This window comes from Streptomyces sp. LUP47B, assembly GCF_001746295.1.
GTDB lineage: Bacteria > Actinomycetota > Actinomycetes > Streptomycetales > Streptomycetaceae > Streptomyces.
In genome coordinates this window covers 230,870-247,592 of record NZ_MJAH01000012.1, presented here as the reverse complement: position 1 = coordinate 247,592, position 16,723 = coordinate 230,870, and the positions used below count along the sequence as shown (strand labels likewise).

At 71.9% G+C, this 16,723-nt stretch carries 10 protein-coding genes; 7 read left to right on the top strand and 3 right to left on the bottom strand.

What is annotated here, in order from left to right; translation table 11 throughout:
- Positions 1-37: 37 nt before the first annotated feature.
- The 5 genes from BFN33_RS32675 (at position 38) to meaB (ending at position 10,838) form a co-directional block, all read left to right on the top strand.
- Positions 38-2,752, top strand: coding sequence for an AAA family ATPase (locus BFN33_RS32675; RefSeq protein ID WP_069763779.1), 2,715 nt, complete (start codon positions 38-40; stop codon positions 2,750-2,752).
- A gap of 87 nt (positions 2,753-2,839) precedes the next feature.
- A complete protein-coding gene (locus tag BFN33_RS32670; RefSeq protein WP_256122919.1) occupies positions 2,840-5,641 on the top strand; it encodes a LuxR family transcriptional regulator in 2,802 nt (933 codons plus the stop codon).
- Positions 5,642-5,869: 228 nt separating this feature from the next.
- On the top strand, positions 5,870-7,678 hold the full coding sequence (locus BFN33_RS32665) for a methylmalonyl-CoA mutase family protein (RefSeq protein WP_069763778.1): 1,809 nt from the start codon (positions 5,870-5,872) through the stop codon (positions 7,676-7,678).
- Positions 7,678-9,852 carry a methylmalonyl-CoA mutase gene (gene scpA, locus BFN33_RS32660; protein WP_069763777.1) on the top strand — a complete coding sequence of 725 codons (2,175 nt, stop codon included), beginning with the start codon at positions 7,678-7,680 and terminating at the stop codon, positions 9,850-9,852. The genes BFN33_RS32665 and scpA overlap by 1 nt, the downstream gene beginning before the upstream one ends.
- Complete coding sequence (meaB, locus tag BFN33_RS32655) at positions 9,849-10,838, top strand: methylmalonyl Co-A mutase-associated GTPase MeaB (RefSeq protein ID WP_069763776.1); 990 nt, start codon at positions 9,849-9,851, stop codon at positions 10,836-10,838. The genes scpA and meaB overlap by 4 nt, the downstream gene beginning before the upstream one ends.
- Before the next feature lie 126 nt (positions 10,839-10,964).
- Here meaB and BFN33_RS32650 read toward each other — a convergent pair whose 3' ends face one another.
- A complete protein-coding gene (locus tag BFN33_RS32650; RefSeq protein WP_069763775.1) occupies positions 10,965-11,540 on the bottom strand; it encodes a dihydrofolate reductase family protein in 576 nt (191 codons plus the stop codon).
- 379 nt (positions 11,541-11,919) lie between these two features.
- Positions 11,920-12,690 (bottom strand): ANTAR domain-containing protein, encoded by a 771-nt coding sequence (locus BFN33_RS32645; RefSeq protein ID WP_069763774.1) that lies wholly within the window; start codon positions 12,688-12,690, stop codon positions 11,920-11,922.
- Positions 12,691-12,821: 131 nt separating this feature from the next.
- Here BFN33_RS32645 and BFN33_RS32640 point away from each other — a divergent pair, with 131 nt between their 5' ends.
- Together BFN33_RS32640 and BFN33_RS32635 are read left to right on the top strand one after the other, a co-directional pair.
- On the top strand, positions 12,822-13,166 hold the full coding sequence (locus BFN33_RS32640) for a helix-turn-helix domain-containing protein (RefSeq protein WP_069763773.1): 345 nt from the start codon (positions 12,822-12,824) through the stop codon (positions 13,164-13,166).
- A gap of 287 nt (positions 13,167-13,453) precedes the next feature.
- On the top strand, positions 13,454-15,100 hold the full coding sequence (locus BFN33_RS32635) for a cytosine permease (protein ID WP_069763772.1): 1,647 nt from the start codon (positions 13,454-13,456) through the stop codon (positions 15,098-15,100).
- Positions 15,101-15,270: 170 nt separating this feature from the next.
- Here the strand turns inward: BFN33_RS32635 and rox are convergent, their stop codons facing one another.
- Positions 15,271-16,701 carry a rifampin monooxygenase gene (gene rox, locus BFN33_RS32630; protein WP_069763771.1) on the bottom strand — a complete coding sequence of 477 codons (1,431 nt, stop codon included), beginning with the start codon at positions 16,699-16,701 and terminating at the stop codon, positions 15,271-15,273.
- Positions 16,702-16,723: the final 22 nt, after the last annotated feature.

Sequence of the window (16,723 nt, the reverse complement as noted above, 5' to 3'; positions counted from 1 at the left end):
ACAGACCGGGTCCGGGGACTCGGCTGATGGGGGGAACGTGGAACTCGTCGGTCGGGACGACCAGCTGGAGCTGTTGCGCCGATTGCTTGCCGATCCGCGGAGCCACGGGAGCGCGCTGCTGGTCCGCGGGGCGCCCGGAATCGGGAAGACGGCGTTGCTCGCCGAGACCGCCGCACTCGCCGAGAGGCTCGGCTACCGGATCCTGCGCACCAGCGGTGTCGAGGCCGAGAGCGACATCCCCTACGCCGGTCTGCAACTGGTTCTCCGCCCGTTGGCCGCGGGAGCCGCCGAGCTCGCCGCGCCGCACCGGCAGGCCCTGGACACCGCCCTCGGGCACGCCGAGGCCGCCGTCCCGGACGTCTTCCTGGTCGGTCTGGCGGTGCTCAACCTCCTGGCCGACGCCGCCGCGGTCGCTCCGGTGCTGGTCCTGGCCGACGACGTCCAGTGGCTCGACGACGCCACGGCCGGCGTCCTGGCCTTCGTGGCGCGCAGGGTCGGAACGGAGCCGGTGGTCATGGTGGGAGCCGCACGCGACGGCCACCGGTCGCGTCTGAGCCCCGACGAACTCACCTCCGTGACCCTGGCCCCGCTCACCGACGGCCAGGCCACGGAGCTCCTGGCGGACCACGCTCCCGACCTGCGTCCGACGGCACATCGCCGACTGCTCGCCGAGGCGGCCGGGAACCCGTTGGCCCTGACGGAGCTGTCGCGCACCCTCGGCGCGTCGGCCGATCCGCACATCTCCCAACTGCCCCTCACCGAGCGGCTCGAGCGGGCCTTCACCGACCGTCTGGAGACCCTGCCGGACATCACCCGGGCCCTGCTGCGGATCGCGGCGCTCAACGACAGTCCGTCGCTTCCCGAGATCTACGCCGCGACCCGCCGGCTGACCGGCGCGACGGTCTCGGCCGCTGGGCTCGACCCGGCCGTGCGTGCCCGGCTCGTCCACGTCGTCGGAACCGAGCTGCGCTTCGGGCATCCGCTGATGCGGTCGGCGATCCAGCAGACCATGCCCGGCGGTGTCCGCCGCGCCGCGCACACCGCCCTGTCCGCCGTGCTCGATCAGGAGCCGGACCGACAGATACGTCACCGGGCCGCCGCGGCCGACGGCCCGGCGGAGGCGGTCGCCGCCGCGTTGGAGGACGCCGCTCACCGGGCCGCGCGCCGCGGCGGTGTCGCGGCGGCCGTCACGGCCCTCGAACAGGCCGCCGCGCTCAGCGAGAACGTCGGCCACCGAGCGGAACGGTTGTTGCGGGCGGCCGACTTCGCCGTCGAGCTCGGTCGGCCCGAGACCGTGACCCGGCTGCTGGACCAGGCGCTCACCGGCCCGCTGTCGCGTCGGCAGCACGCCACGGTCGTCTGGCTGCGCGGTGGCTTCGACGAGGGACTGCACGGCCACTCGTCCGGCGCCGTCTCCCTGACGGCACTCGCCGGGGAGATGGCCGCCGAGGACCGCCCGTTGGCATTGCGGATCCTGTGGAGTGCCGCGCAACTGTGCTTCTGGTCCGAACCGGGGGCACAGGGACGCCAGGCGGTCCTTCAGGCCGTGGAGCGGATGGAGCTGGACGAACTCGATCCGTGGCGGCTGGCCATCTGCGCCTACGCGGCGCCGGTCGAGCGCGGCGCCTTCGTCCTGGACCGTGCCCGGCACGTCGCGCTGAAAGAAGGGGATGACGGCCGCGCCTACCGCATGCTCAGCACCGCCTCGCTGCTCGTCGGCGGCTACGACCTGGCCCGGGTCTTCTCGGCGGCCGGCGGTGCGCCGCTGCGTGTCCAGGGACGGCTGGGGCTGTTGGCCCGTACGGTCGGTGCGGACGCGTGGAGCGCCCTGGTGGTGGGTGACCTCGGTGCGGCGATCGCCTCGACCGAGGAGTCACGAAGGCTGGCGCGCGAGACCAGCCAGACAATGATGTACGCCTTGATGACCGCCACCGCGGCCAAGCTGGCCGCGGTGCGGGGTGAGGTGGACTCCGCCCTGCGGCTGGCCGAGGAGGCGGAGGAGATCGGGCTTCCGGCCGGGGCGCGTCCGGTGCTGGCCACCGCGACGACGGCGCGCGGACTGGCCGCGTTGGGCGCCGGGCGGTTCGAGGAGGCCTTCGGTCATCTCCGCCGGCTGCACGATCCGGCGGACCCCGCCTTCCAGGTCGCCCTGCGGCTGACCACCGTAGGCGACCTCGTGGACGCGGCGGCGCACTGCGGGCGGCCGGCAGCCGTGCTCCCGATCGTGGCGGAGCTGGAAGAGGTCGCCAAGGTGACCCCCGCGCCGGTGCTGCACGCCGACCTGCGTCTGGCCCGGGCCCTGCTGGCCGCCGACGAGGACGCCGACGCGCTTTTCACTGCCGCCCTGGGCGCCGATCTCAGCGCCTGGCCGCTGATCAGGGCCCGGACCCACCTGGCCTATGGCGAGTGGCTCCGGCGCCGCCGGCGCAGTGTCGAGTCCCGCGACCACCTCCGGGCGGCCCGCGACATGTTCGACGCGCTCGGCGCGATCCCGTGGGGGGAGAAGGCGCGCCGGGAACTGCGGGCCGCGGGTGAGACCAGCCGTCGCCGGGCCCCGGACGCCCGGGACCAGCTGACGGCGCACGAGTTGCAGATCGTCCAGCTCGCCGCCGACGGGTTGACCAACCGCGAGATAGGCCAGCGGCTCTACCTGTCGCACCGCACCGTCAGCTCGCATCTCCACCGGATCTTTCCCAAGCTGGGCGTGGTCTCGCGCGCCGAGCTGCGGACCGTGGTCAGCGCACTGTCCTGAGTACCGTCACATGACGCTCGCTGCCGACCGCGCGGCGCTCCTAGCGTTCCCACTGCAGGGTCTCGACGAGTCGGGGGGAGCGGTCCCATGGTGTGGAGCGGCGTGCAGCAGGCATCCGGGCGGTCCCCGGCCATGGTCGGCCGTCACGCGGAACTGGAGGCCATAGGGCGGCTCCTCGACGCCGTACGCGACGGCCTGAGCGGAGCCCTGGTCCTGACCGGTGAGCCCGGGATCGGCAAGACCCGGTTGCTGGATCACGCCGCGGCGCTGGCCGCGGATCTGCGCGTGGTCCGTCTGACGGCGGTCGAGCAGGAGACCGGTCTCGGCTTCGGCGCGCTGCACCGGCTGCTGCGGCCGTTCCTGAACCGGGCGTCCCGGCTGCCCGAGCCGCAGGAAGCGGCCCTGAACGCGGCTCTGGGGCTGGCGAAGGGGTCGCCCGCGGACCGCTACCTGGTCGGCCTCGCGACGCTGACCCTGTTGTCCGAGGTCGCGGCCGATCAGCCGCTGCTCTTCCTGGTGGACGACGCGCAGTGGCTGGACCGGGAGTCGGCCGAGGCGCTCGCCTTCGCCGCTCGCCGACTGCATGCCGACTCCCTGGGCCTGATCTTTGCCGTTCGCGACGCGCTCGGCGGCGGGGGCCTGTTCGACGCGCTGGACGCGCACGCCGTGACCGGTCTGCCCGAGTCCGAGGCCAAGGTCCTGCTCTCCCTCGGCACCCGGCGTGTGGACCCGGCCGTGGCCGACCGGATCGTCACCGGCACCGGCGGCAATCCGCTCGCGCTGCTGGAACTGGCCGACGCCCTCGCTGTCGAGCAGCTGTCCGGTATCGCCCCGTTGCCCGATCCGCTGCCGGTGGGCCGCCTGCTGCAGGACCATTTCCAGCGCCTCGTCCGAGCGCTGCCGGCGGAGACCGAAGCCCTGTTGCTGCTGCTCGCGGCGGCTCCCTCGGGAGACACGGGGATGATGTGGCGGGCGGCCGGGAGGCTGGGCCTGTCTGCCCGCGCCGTCGAGCCGGCGGTCCTCGCGGGCATCCTCGGCCGGGGCATGCCGACGGCCTTCCGGCATCCGCTGATCCGCTCCACGGTGTACGCCGGAGCCGAACCCGCGGAGCGCCGCCGGATCCATGCGGCACTGGCCGCCGCCTGCGACGCCGTACGGGACGCCGACCGCCGGGCCTGGCACCGGGCCGAAGCCACCTCCGAGGGCGTGGACGACAAAGTCGCCGACGATCTGGAGGCCGCCTCAGAGCGGGCCCGCTCCCGCGGCGGTTACTCCCAGCAGGCCCTGTTCCTGTCGCGTGCCGCCGACTTCACCGGTGACCCGGGCAAACGGGCCGAGCGGCTGCTCGACGCGGCGCAGGCCCATCTGGCCTCGGGCGACGCCTCGGCGGCACGGACCGCGCTGGATCTGGCCGGCGCCGACATCAGTGGCCCGGTGATGCACACGCGCGAGCTGCGGATACGGGCGACCGCGCAGATGTTCGGGATCGTCGTCGCCGATGTCCCCGCGCTGCTGATGGACGCCGTGACCGGGCTCGGTCCGCAGGACCCACGGATGACCTGGGAGCTGCTCTGTGAGGCGCTGCACGCCGCACTGGTCGCCCACGGCTGCACGCAGGGCACGACGTTGACCAAGGTCGCGGCGGCCGTTGCCACCGCCCGGCGTCCTCCGGACACCGTCGCGTACGGCCGTGACCTGGTGATGGAGGGTCTGGCCCGGCGCGTGGCCGGGGGCTACGAACACGGCGCGCCCGTGCTGCGCACCGCCCTGGACCGGCTGCGGAACGCCGGCGAGATCGGGGACGCGAACAGTCCGTTCGCGGTAATGCTGTCCATGGCCTGCGACGATCTGTGGGACGTCCGGGCCGAACGCGACATCAGCGGCCGTCTGGCGGCGGCGGACCGCGACGCGGGCGCGCTGTACGCGCTGGGCATGACGCTGCTCGTCGAGGCGCGCTGCGACCTCTGGGACGGACGGTTCGCGGAGGCGGAGGTCCGCTACGCCGAGTTCGAGGACATAGCGGCCGACACCGGCTTCCGCGGCGGCGGAGACATCAACCGGCTCCACCTCTTCGCCCTGACCGGCAGGGAGGCGGAGCTGCGGGCGGCGGTGCGCCTGACGACGGAGATGAGGAGCATCGGCCATGGCCTGCTCCAGCTCCTGGCGCAGCACGCCCTGACCCTGTTCGAGCTGGGGCGGGGCCGCTACCGGCAGGCCCTGAAGCATGCGCGGGCGGTCTTTGAGGAGGACCCCCTGGCCTGCGGCAGTCTCGTACTCCCGCTGCTGGTGGAGGCCGGTGTACGCACCGGCGACCGAGCCGTTGCCGGTGCGGCCATGGCCCGGCTTGAGGAACGCGCCCCCCTCGCCGGTACGCCCTGGGCACTGGGCGCGCTGGCCCTCGGCCGGGCCCTGACCGCCGACGGCGACGAAGCCGAGAAGTTCTACCAGGGGTCGCTCGAACTGCTGGGACAGGTTCCCGTGGCGCTGGAGCAGGCCAGAACCCGGCTGCTGTTCGGTGAGTGGCTGCGCCGGGGCAAGCGGCGTTCCGATGCCAGGACACAGCTGCGGGCCGCGTACGAGAGCTTCGCCTCCTTCGGGGCGACGCCGTACGCCGAACGGGCCCGGACCGAGCTGCTGGCCACCGGCGAGACCGCCCGCAGGCGGACGGAGGAGACGAGGTTCGATCTCACGCCCCGGGAACGGCAGGTGGCCTCCATGGCCGCGTCGGGGCTGACGAACGCGGAGATCGCGACGCGGTTGTTCGTGACCACGTCGACCGTGGAGTTCCACATGAACAAGGTGTTCCGCAAGCTGGGCGTCACCTCCCGCAAACAGATACCTCGCGCGATCGGCGCACCGGGCTCCGGCCCCGGTGCGAGCGGCACATGACTGTGTCGCGCTCGGCTTCCGTGGCTTCGGAGGCTCCGGGCGACCGCCGGCCGGCCACAGCGCAGGCACTGCTCACGGCCGGCCGCGGACCCGGTCACCTTTCCGGCCCAGGGGGCCCGGTTTCCAGCGTCTGCCGGGCCCGCGAGACCAGGGTCACATTCTCGTTGCGGGCAAGGTCACAGCCGCGCCCCCTGCTGCTCCTTTGGGGGTCTGGCCTAGCATCCGAGCATGACGGTCCTGCCTGACGACGGGCTCTCGCTGGCCGCCGAGTTCCCTGACGCGAACCTTGAACAGTGGCACGGCCTGGTGGCCGGTGTCCTGCGCAAGTCGGGCAAGGAAGTCTCCGGCACGGCAGCTGAGGACGCCCTGTCCACCGCGCTCGAGGACGGGCTGCGTACCCGCCCCCTGTACACCGCGCACGATGCCGCACCCGACCCCGGTCTGCCCGGCTTCGCACCCTTCGTGCGCGGCGCCCGCGCCGAGGGGAACACCACCGGCGGCTGGGACGTACGGCAGCGGCACGCGGTCGCCGACAACGCCGCGGTGCTCGCCGACCTGGAGAACGGCGTCACCTCGCTGTGGCTGGTCGCGGGCGAGGGCGGCATCCCGGTCGCCTCGCTCGGCAAGGTCCTCGACGGCGTCTACCTCGACCTCGCGCCGATCGCCCTGGACGCGGGCAGCCAAGTAGCCGCCGCCGCACAGGAGTTGCTGCGGATCTACGACGAGCGCGGCATCGACAGGAAGGCCGCGCGCGGCAGTCTCGGCGCCGACCCGCTGGGCCACCAGGCGCGCACCGGCGAGGCCTCGGACTTCGCGCCGGTCGTCCCGCTCGCCCGCCGGTGCGCCGAGGACTACCCCGGGCTGCGGGCGCTGACCGTGGACGCGCTGCCGTACCACGAGGCCGGCGGCTCGGCCGCGCAGGAGCTGGGCGCCTCGATCGCCACCGGGGTCGCCTATCTGCGGGAGCTGACCGAGGCCGGCCTGAGTGTGGAACAGGCCTGCGCACAGCTGGAGTTCCGGTACGCGGCGACGGCCGACCAGTTCCTGGCGATCGCCAAGCTGCGGGCCGCGCGCCGGCTGTGGGCGCGGGTCGCCGAGGTGTGCGGCGCGCCCGGCGCCGGTGCGCAGGCGCAGCACGCCGTGGTGTCGCCGGTGATGATGACCCGCCGCGACCCGTGGGTGAACATGCTGCGCGCGACGATCGCCACCCTGGCCGCCGGGGTCGGCGGGGCCGACGCCGTCACCGTGCTGCCCTTCGACCACGCGCTCGGTCTGCCGGACGCGTTCGCCCGCCGGATCGCCCGCAACACCTCGACGATCCTGGTCGAGGAGTCGCACCTGTCCCGGGTGATCGACCCGGCGGGCGGCTCCTGGTACGTGGAGCGGCTCACCGACGAACTCGCCGAGGCCGCCTGGCGGTTCTTCCGGACGATCGAACGCGACGGCGGCCAGGCGGCCGTCCTGCGCTCCGGCCGCCTCCGCACGGACCTGGCGACGACGTGGGCGCAGCGCTCCAAGAAGCTCGCGACGCGCCGCGAACCCGTCACCGGCGTCAGCGAGTTCCCCTTCCTGTCCGAGAAGCCGGTCGTGCGGGACCCCGCCCCCGAACAGCCGGCGGGCGGTCTGCCCCGCGTCCGGCGCGACGAGGCGTACGAGGATCTGCGGGCCCGCTCCGACGCCCACCTCGCGGCGACCGGGTCCCGGCCGCGGGTCTTCCTGGCCGCGATCGGCCCCGCCGCCGCCCACACCGCCCGCACGACCTTCGCCGCCAACCTCTTCCAGGCCGGCGGCATCGAGCCCGTCACCGAGGGCACTTTCGAGGAGAGCGGCGCCACCGAGGTCTGCCTGTGCTCCAGCGACGCGCTGTACGAGGAACGGGCCGACGACGTCGCCGGGACCCTGAAGGCGGCAGGAGCGCGGCACGTGTTCCTCGCCGGGCGGCCCGGGCAGTACTCCGGCGTGGACTCCTACGTCTTCGCGGGCTGCGACGCCGTCGCCGTGCTCACCGCCACCCTCGACCGCATGGGAGTGTCCTGATGGGAATCCCCGACTTCACCGGCATCGAGCTGGGGACCCCGACCACCGCCGGCGGCGCCGACGAGTGGCGTACGGCCGTCAAGAACGCCACCGAGGGCGCCGAGCCGGTCTGGGAGACGCCGGAGGGCATCGAGGTCAAGCCGCTCTACACCGGCGCCGACCTGGAGGGCCTGGACTTCCTGGAGACGTACCCGGGTGTGGCCCCGTATCTGCGCGGGCCGTATCCGACGATGTACGTCAACCAGCCCTGGACGATCCGCCAGTACGCGGGCTTCTCCACCGCCGAGGAGTCCAACGCCTTCTACCGGCGCAACCTCGCGGCCGGCCAGAAGGGCCTGTCGGTCGCCTTCGACCTGCCCACGCACCGCGGTTACGACAGCGACCACCCGCGCGTGACCGGTGACGTCGGCATGGCGGGTGTCGCCATCGACTCGATCCTCGACATGCGGCAGCTCTTCGACGGCATCCCGCTGGACAAGATGTCCGTGTCGATGACGATGAACGGCGCGGTGCTGCCGGTGCTGGCGCTGTACATCGTCGCCGCGGAGGAACAGGGCGTTCCGCCCGAGAAGTTGGCCGGGACCATCCAGAACGACATCCTCAAGGAGTTCATGGTCCGCAACACCTACATCTATCCGCCGAAGCCGTCGATGCGGATCATCTCCGACATCTTCGCCTACACCTCGCAGCGGATGCCCCGCTACAACTCGATCTCCATCTCGGGCTACCACATCCAGGAGGCGGGTGCCACGGCGGACCTGGAGCTGGCGTACACGCTCGCGGACGGCGTGGAGTACCTCCGGGCGGGCCGTGAAGTCGGCCTGGACGTGGACGCGTTCGCGCCCCGGCTGTCCTTCTTCTGGGCGATCGGCATGAACTTCTTCATGGAGATCGCCAAGCTGCGCGCGGCGCGCCTGCTGTGGGCCAAGCTGGTCAGGCAGTTCGACCCGCAGAACCCCAAGTCCCTCTCCCTGCGCACCCATTCGCAGACCTCCGGCTGGTCACTGACCGCGCAGGACGTGTTCAACAACGTCACACGCACCTGTGTCGAGGCGATGGCGGCGACGCAGGGCCACACCCAGTCGCTGCACACCAACGCCCTCGACGAGGCACTGGCGCTGCCCACCGACTTCTCCGCGCGCATCGCCCGCAACACCCAGCTGCTGATCCAGCAGGAGTCCGGCACCACCCGGGTCATCGACCCGTGGGGCGGCAGCGCCTACGTGGAGAGGCTGACGTACGACCTCGCCCGCAAGGCCTGGCAGCACATCCAGGAGGTGGAGGCGGCGGGCGGCATGGCCAAGGCGATCGACGCCGGCATCCCCAAGCTGCGCATCGAGGAGGCCGCGGCCCGCACCCAGGCCCGTATCGACTCCGGACGCCAGCCGGTGATCGGCGTCAACAAGTACCGGGTCGAGACCGACGAGGCGATCGACGTCCTCAAGGTCGACAACTCCTCCGTACGGACCCAGCAGATCGAGAAGCTGCGGCGGCTGCGCGCCGAGCGGGACGAGACCGCGTGCCGGGACGCGCTGGACGCGCTGACCCGGGCCGCCGACGGCGACGGCAACCTGTTGGAGCTGGCCGTGCACGCGGCCCGCGCGAAGGCCACCGTCGGCGAGATCTCCGACGCCCTGGAGAAGGTGTACGGCCGGCACGCGAGCCAGATCCGTACGATCTCCGGCGTGTACCGCAACGAGGCAGGAGAGTCCCCGAACGTGGACCGCACCCGCGCGCTGGTGGACGCCTTCGACGAGGCCGAGGGCCGGCGCCCGCGCATCCTGGTCGCCAAGATGGGCCAGGACGGTCACGACCGCGGCCAGAAGGTGATCGCCACCGCCTTCGCCGACCTCGGCTTCGACGTCGACGTCGGCCCGCTGTTCCAGACCCCCGGCGAGGTGGCCCGGCAGGCCGTGGAGGCGGACGTGCACATCGTCGGCGTCTCGTCCCTGGCCGCGGGGCACCTCACCCTCGTACCGGCGCTGCGCGAGGCGCTCGCCGAGGAGGGCCGGGAGGACATCATGATCGTGGTGGGCGGGGTCATCCCGCCGCAGGACGTGCCGATCCTGCTGGACATGGGTGCCGCGGCCGTGTTCCCGCCCGGGACGGTGATTCCGGACGCGGCCCACGACCTGGTGCAGCGTCTGTCGGCCGACCTCGGGCACGGGCAGTGATCGATCTCGACGCGTATGTGAAGGGCGTGCTCGACGGGAAGCGGGCGATCGTGGCCCGCGCCATCACCCTCGTCGAGTCCACCCACCCCCGACACCGGTCGCAGGCACAGGAGTTGCTCACCGAGCTGCTCCCGCACAGCGGCCGGGCCCGGCGGATCGGGGTGAGCGGGGTGCCGGGCGTGGGCAAGTCGACGTTCATCGACGCGTTCGGCACGATGCTGACCACGCTGGGGCATCGGGTGGCGGTGCTCGCGGTGGACCCTTCCTCCAGCCGCACCGGCGGTTCGATCCTCGGCGACAAGACCCGGATGGAGCGCCTGGCCGTCGACCCGGCCGCCTTCGTACGGCCCTCCCCCAGCGCGGGCACGCTCGGCGGGGTGGCGAAGGCGACCCGCGAGTCGATGATCGTGATGGAGGCCGCCGGCTACGACGTGATCCTGGTCGAGACCGTCGGCGTCGGGCAGTCCGAGACCGCGGTCGCCGACATGGTCGACTCCTTCCTGCTGCTGAGCCTGGCCCGCACCGGCGACCAGCTCCAGGGCATCAAGAAGGGCGTCCTGGAACTCGCCGACGTGATCGCGGTCAACAAGGCGGACGGCCCGCACGAGCGCGACGCCCGCGCGGCCGCACGTGAACTGGCGGGCGCGCTACGGCTCATGCACGGCAAGGACGCCTTCTGGACTCCCCCGGTGCTGAGTTGCAGTGCCCGCGAGGCGACCGGCCTGGACGTGGTGTGGGAGCGGCTCGAACAGCACCGGACACTCCTCGACTCCGCCGGGCGGCTCACCGCCAAGCGGCGGGACCAGCAGGTCGGCTGGGCCTGGGCGATGGTGCGGGACGAACTCCTCGGCCGACTGCACGCCGACCCGGCCGTGCAGTCCCTCGCCCCGGACCTCGAACAGCAGGTCCGGGAGGGCCGGTTGACGGCCACGCTGGCCGCCGAGCGGATCCTTGAGGCGTTCGGTCAGGACACCGAGCGCAGGTAGGCGCCCGGCCGGGCGATCGCCGACGGGTTGCGGGGGCTCTCGACCAGGTCGACGTGGTCGAGGGTGACGATGACGCCGGGGTTCCGCTCGACGACGCTCTGCCGGCGCCGCCGTGGGCCCCGGCGGTCAGGCCCGCGGAATGTCCCTGCCGGTCGGCCGGTACTCCAGCAGCAGAACCCGCCCGTCCAGGACCCGGTGGCCGGTCAGGGCCAGGTCGGCCGAGGCAATGCCCGAGAAGAACGGCTCGCGGCCCGACGCCCCCAGCAGCAGGGGGAACGTCATGAGCCGGAGCCGGTCGACGAGGCCGGCGCCACACAGTTGCCGTGCCACGGAGAGGCTCCCCATGGTGCGGAGCGGTACGTCACTCTCGCGCTTGAGCCGGCTGACCTCGGCGACGACGTCGTCACGGCAGACGCGGGTGTTCGGCCATGAGGCCGCCTCCAGGGTCCCCGAGAACACGATCTTGTTCAGCTGGGCCAGCCGATGCGACGACGCGTCCCACGCCTCCTCGGGCAGGCCCGCGAGCGCCTCGTAGGTCCGTCGTCCGAGGATGACGAGTTGCGGCAGGGCGAGTTCGGTGCTGATCCACTCCTCGAGCTCGGGGCCGAGGTATCCGAAGTAGCCGGGCGAGGTCGCCCCGCCGGCCCATCCGTCGACCGAGAGGAACACATCGACGGTCAGGGGTGCTGTCCGGGTCTGCATGGCCGGTCCTCCGGGTTCTCGGGTGTCGTGACCCTTGCACCGGATACGTCGAAGCCGAGCCGGACTTCTCGACACGCGTCGGAGGCCGGGGCGCGAGGTCCCACCCGCGTCTGGCGCCCGCACCACATCGACCCCGTCCCCGGAGAGGCTGGTGAGCATCACCACGGGCACCTCTGGAGCCCGGCACGGCCGACGCGGACGGCTTCGACGCCGTCGGCCAGGCCTGCGCCACGCGCGGCGCCGCCTCGTCCCCACGACCCGGTGGGCCAAGTGGCCCCGTGCCGGAGTTGACGGGTCGGGAGCGCGAAGGCATGCGGCTGATCTCCGACGGCCGCAGCAGCCGCGCCATCGCCGACCCCATCGGACGGGGCCCGCTAACTCACGCAGCCGGTGGGGGCGGGAGGCACTGAGTTTCGGGCCCCGTCTCCCGCTCCGCGACGTCGCCGGACGGGGTCGTCGAGGTCTCCCGCACCTTGGCGACGGCCACCGCGATCTGCTGGCGCAGCTCCTCCGGCACCTGGGTTCCGTCGACGGCTCCCAGCAGGTCCTGCGCGAGGTGGTACAGCTTGGTGTTGGTGTTCTGGGACGCGGTGACGAGCACCGTCCAGGCGTCCTCGGCGCTCAGCGCGAAGGTGGCCATGACGATCCCGCGGGCCACGTCGATGGTCGGCCGGGTCCTCATCGCCCGGCGCAGCTGATCGACCTCCAGCCGCAGCTCCTGGTCGACCTCCTTGGGCCGGGACCAAGCCTCGGGGACGGGCGCGGCCGGGGCATCGGAGTGTGCGGAGTCCTCGGTCACGAACAGCTCCCGGGCACCGGTCAGCTCGAGCAGACGTCCCACGGCCGGGCTGTACGCCTGGACGGTGACCGTCTTGCCCTGGGCGAGGGCCTCCCGGCGCAGGTCCAGCAGGAGGTTGAGGCCGCCGCAGTCGCAGAACCCGACTCCGGACAGATCCAGGTCCACTCCGGTGGCCGAGCGGTCGAGGACGGCGTACAACTCGGTCTGCAGCGCCTGGGCTCCGATGTCGAACTCACCACGGCAGGTGACGTCCGTCCGTTCCCCGGCCACCTCGGCCTCGATCGTGGCCAGACACGGCGGACGCGCGTCCAGCGTGGTGAGGCGCTGCGCCGAATGCACAGATTCCGGCATGTCCCTCTCCCTCATGTGCTCGGCTGCCTCTGCCTCTCAGACTCTCTCTCCCCGCCTACGTACGTCAACTAATACACGAAATTACGTTCAGGTTTTTGAATGCACGAACATCTGGTCGCTAGACTGCTGTCATGGATGGAGTGCCCGAGTCTCACACCGGCTGGACGTTCGTCACCAACCACGCACGAGTGCTGGCCGTCATCGCCGACAATCACAGCGCCCGGATCCGCGACATCGCGGCACGCTGCCGCCTCACCGAACGTGCCGTCCAGAAGATCATCGCCGATCTGGAGCAGGACGGCTACCTGTCGCACGTGCGGGAGGGACGCACCAACACCTACCGCATCGAGCCGGGCAAGGTCCTGCGCCATCCCGCCGAGGCCGGCCTGACGGTGGCGTCACTGCTCTCCCTGCTCGTCCAGGACGAGGCGGACCGCAATCCGGTCCCGGAGAGCCGGCCGCACACTCCGGCCTGACGCGGCGCATGTGACCCACCCGCCCCGGCAGGCGTCTCCCGTAGCGGGGACACACCCCGAGGCGACCGCGATCAGCATGGGTGAGATTCCGGAAACGTCGTGTTCATGACAGCCGGGCCCCTTCGGTAACAACCACTTCCTAGCGTGACGGGCCGTGGGATCCGAGTCGTATACAGGGTCATGAACCGCTCGTGACGGCCCGTCGACCTCCCGGCCTGCCGACGACGCCAAGGCGGGGCTCCCACGCATCCCCCACCGCCCGCACGAGCAGCACCGGGAGGCGTGACATGAGCACCACAGAGTCGCGGCCGGCAACGGCAGACCCGTCGAAATCCGCCGACCAGGCGGCCAACGAGACCCTGGAGGACTACACCCTCCGGTTCGCGCCCCGCAGTTACCGCCGCTGGACCCCCATGGTCGTGGCCACCACGGCACTCGGCGGCATCGCCTACATGGCCGACTTCTCCATCGGCGCCGGCATCGGCCTGGCCCACGGCACCGGCAACGCGCTCGTGGCGATCGCGGTCGCCGCCGTCGTCATCTTCGTCACCGGTTTCCCCCTCGCCTACTACGGCGCCCGCTACAACATCGACCTCGACCTGATCACCCGCGGCTCCGGCTTCGGCTACTACGGCTCGGTCCTCACCAGCGTCATCTTCGCCAGCTTCACCTTCATCTTCTTCGCCCTCGAAGGCTCGATCATGGCCCAGGGCCTCAAACTCGGCTTCGGACTGCCCCTGTGGCTGGGCTACCTGGTCTCCACGCTGATGGTGATCCCGCTAGTCATCTACGGCATGAAGGCGCTCAGCAAGCTCCAGGTCTGGACGACCCCGGTCTGGCTGCTGCTGATGGTCGGCCCGCTGGTCTACCTCATCTCCACCGACCCGGGCACCGTCGACCGCTTCCTCTCCTACGCGGGCACCGACGGCGACGGCGGGGTCAACACCGCCTCCGTGCTGCTGGGCGCGGGTGTGTGCCTCTCCCTCATCGCGCAGATCGGTGAGCAGATCGACTATCTGCGCTTCATGCCGCCCAAGACCGAGGCGAACAAGCGCACCTGGTGGACCGCCGTGGTCATGGCCGGACCCGGCTGGGTGGTGCTCGGCGCGCTCAAGCAGGCCATCGGTGTCTTCCTCGCCGTCTACATCCTGGCCAAGGTCGGACCGGACGTCGCACCCGAGCCGATCCAGCAGTTCAAGGGCGCCTTCGACGCGATGATGCCGTCCTGGCTGGTGCTCCCGCTGGCCGTGGCGCTCGTCGTGATCAGCCAGATCAAGATCAACGTGACGAACGCCTACTCCGGCTCGCTCGCCTGGACCAACTCCTTCACCCGGCTCACCAAGCACTACCCCGGCCGCATGGTCTTCGTCCTGGTCAACCTGGGCTTCGCGCTGATCCTGATGGAGGCCGACATGTTCAGCTTCCTCAACGACATCCTGGGCTTCTACTCCAACTGCGCGATCGCCTGGGTCGTCACCGTCGCCACCGACATCGGCATCAACAAGTACCTGCTCAAACTCTCCCCGCTCGCCCCCGAGTTCCGCCGCGGCATGCTCTACGCGGTCAACCCCGTGGGTGTGGTGGCCTTCGTCGCCGCGTCCGCCCTGTCCATCGCCATGTACTTCCACGGCCTGGGCGACACCCTCCAGCCGTACTCCCCCGTCGCCGCCGCCGTCATCGCCTTCGTCCTCACCCCGCTGATGGCGATCGTCACCAAGGGCAAGTACTACCTGCGCCGCGCCGACGACGGCATCGACGAGCCCATGCTCGACGCGGAGGGCAACCCCAGCGCGGTCACCTACGACTGCCACGTCTGCCACCAGCCCTACGAGCGCCCGGACCTGGCCGCCTGCGCCACCCACGACGCGGTGGTCTGCTCCCTGTGCCTGAGCACGGACAAGGCAGGCGACCACGTCCTGCCCGCCACCGTCTGACACCGCGGCTACCGGCTCCACCCGCCGCCGACCCGGTACGCCCCCCAACGGGAGGGCGCACCGGGTTCCCGCGCCGCCGAAGCGTCACGAAGGCCGACGGGCCGACGGCGAGCAGACGGAACCCGGTGACGAGGCCTGGGCCGACATGCGGGCCGAGCAGCGGCGCGTTCTCACTCGCGGGCGGCCGCGCCGAACCACCTGGGCAGCCGGTCGAGCAGTTCACGCTGGTCCTCGCCGACCCACGCCACATGGCCGTCCGGCCGCAGCAGTACCGCGGGGGCGTCCAGTTCCTCGCTGACGTCGACGACGTGGTCGACCCGGTCCGACCAGCCCGCCACCGAGAGCCGGCCGGTCTGGTCGAGCAGCAGTCCCCGGCCGGCGTGCATGAGCCCGTACAGGCGGCCGCGCTTCAACGTGAGGTCCCGCAGGCGCCGGCCGAGCAGTTCATGGCCCGCGCCGAAGTCGTAGCGGACGCCGATCGCGGTGATCTTCTCGACCAGGTACCGGTTCACCTCGTCGAAGTCCATCAGCTGCGCCAGCAGCCGGCGCACCGCCTGCGGCCCCGGCTCGGTGGACAACAGCTCCATCTGCGCACGGGTGTTGTTCAGTACGTCGGCGGCCACCGGGTGCCGTTCGGCGTGGTAGCTGTCCAGCAGGTCCCGCGGTGCCCAGCCGGCCACCTCGGCGGCCAGTTTCCAGCCCAGGTTGAACGCGTCCTGGATACCGAGGTTGAGGCCCTGCCCGCCCACCGGCGGGTGGACGTGCGCCGCGTCACCGGCCAGCAGCACCCGGCCTACCCGGTAGCGCTCGGCCTGCCGGGTGGCGTCGCCGAAGCGGGAGAGCCAGCGTGGTGAGTGCACGCCGAAGTCCGTGCCGGCGACCGCCCTGAGCCGTTGCTTGAACTCCTCCAGGGTCGGCGCGACCGAGCGGTCCCCGCTCACCGCCTCGGCGGGCACGACGACGCGGTACAGCCCGTCCCCGACGGGTCCGAGGCCGAACAGCTTCTGGGTTCGCCGGACTTCGCTCACCACGGTGGTCACCGTCTCCGGCAGCACGCCCGCCTCCATCGCGCCCAGCAGGATCTCGACCCCGGCGGGCTCGCCGGGGAATCCGACACCGAGCAGCTTGCGCACCGTGCTGCGGCCGCCGTCGCAGCCGACGAGAAAGCGCGCGCGCAGCCGTGTGCCGTCGGCGAGTTCGGCGCTCACCCCCGACTCGTCCTGGCTCAGTGCGACCAGCTCGCAGCCGCGCCGTACCTCGGCGCCGAGCTGGACGGCGTGCTCGGCCAGCAGGCGGTCGGTGACCGTCTGCGGAATGCCGAGGACATAGGCGTGCGCACTGTCCAGCCGGGCGGGCCAGGGCTTGTCGATGGCGGCGAAGAAACCGCCCGTCTCGAACCGCTTTCCGTGCGCGAGGAACCGCTCCAGCAGCCCGCGCTGGTCCATCACCTCGATGCTGCGCACATGCAGGCCGAGCGAACGGACGATCTCGGTCGGCTCCGCCGCCTTCTCCAGCACGACCACCCGCACACCGTGCAACCGCAACTCGGCGGCCAGCATCAGACCGGTCGGTCCGCCACCGGCGATGATCACATCGAACACTGAACTCCCCCGTTTCCGCAGG

Coding starts and splice junctions, on each gene's coding strand:
- BFN33_RS32670 (WP_256122919.1), top strand. CDS start 2,840: ATGGTGTGGAGCGGCGTGCAGCAGGCATCCGGGCGGTCCCCGGCCATG.
- BFN33_RS32665 (WP_069763778.1), top strand. CDS start 5,870: ATGACGGTCCTGCCTGACGACGGGCTCTCGCTGGCCGCCGAGTTCCCT.
- scpA (WP_069763777.1), top strand. CDS start 7,678: ATGGGAATCCCCGACTTCACCGGCATCGAGCTGGGGACCCCGACCACC.
- BFN33_RS32650 (WP_069763775.1), bottom strand. CDS start 11,540: ATGCAGACCCGGACAGCACCCCTGACCGTCGATGTGTTCCTCTCGGTC.
- BFN33_RS32645 (WP_069763774.1), bottom strand. CDS start 12,690: ATGCCGGAATCTGTGCATTCGGCGCAGCGCCTCACCACGCTGGACGCG.
- BFN33_RS32640 (WP_069763773.1), top strand. CDS start 12,822: ATGGATGGAGTGCCCGAGTCTCACACCGGCTGGACGTTCGTCACCAAC.
- BFN33_RS32635 (WP_069763772.1), top strand. CDS start 13,454: ATGAGCACCACAGAGTCGCGGCCGGCAACGGCAGACCCGTCGAAATCC.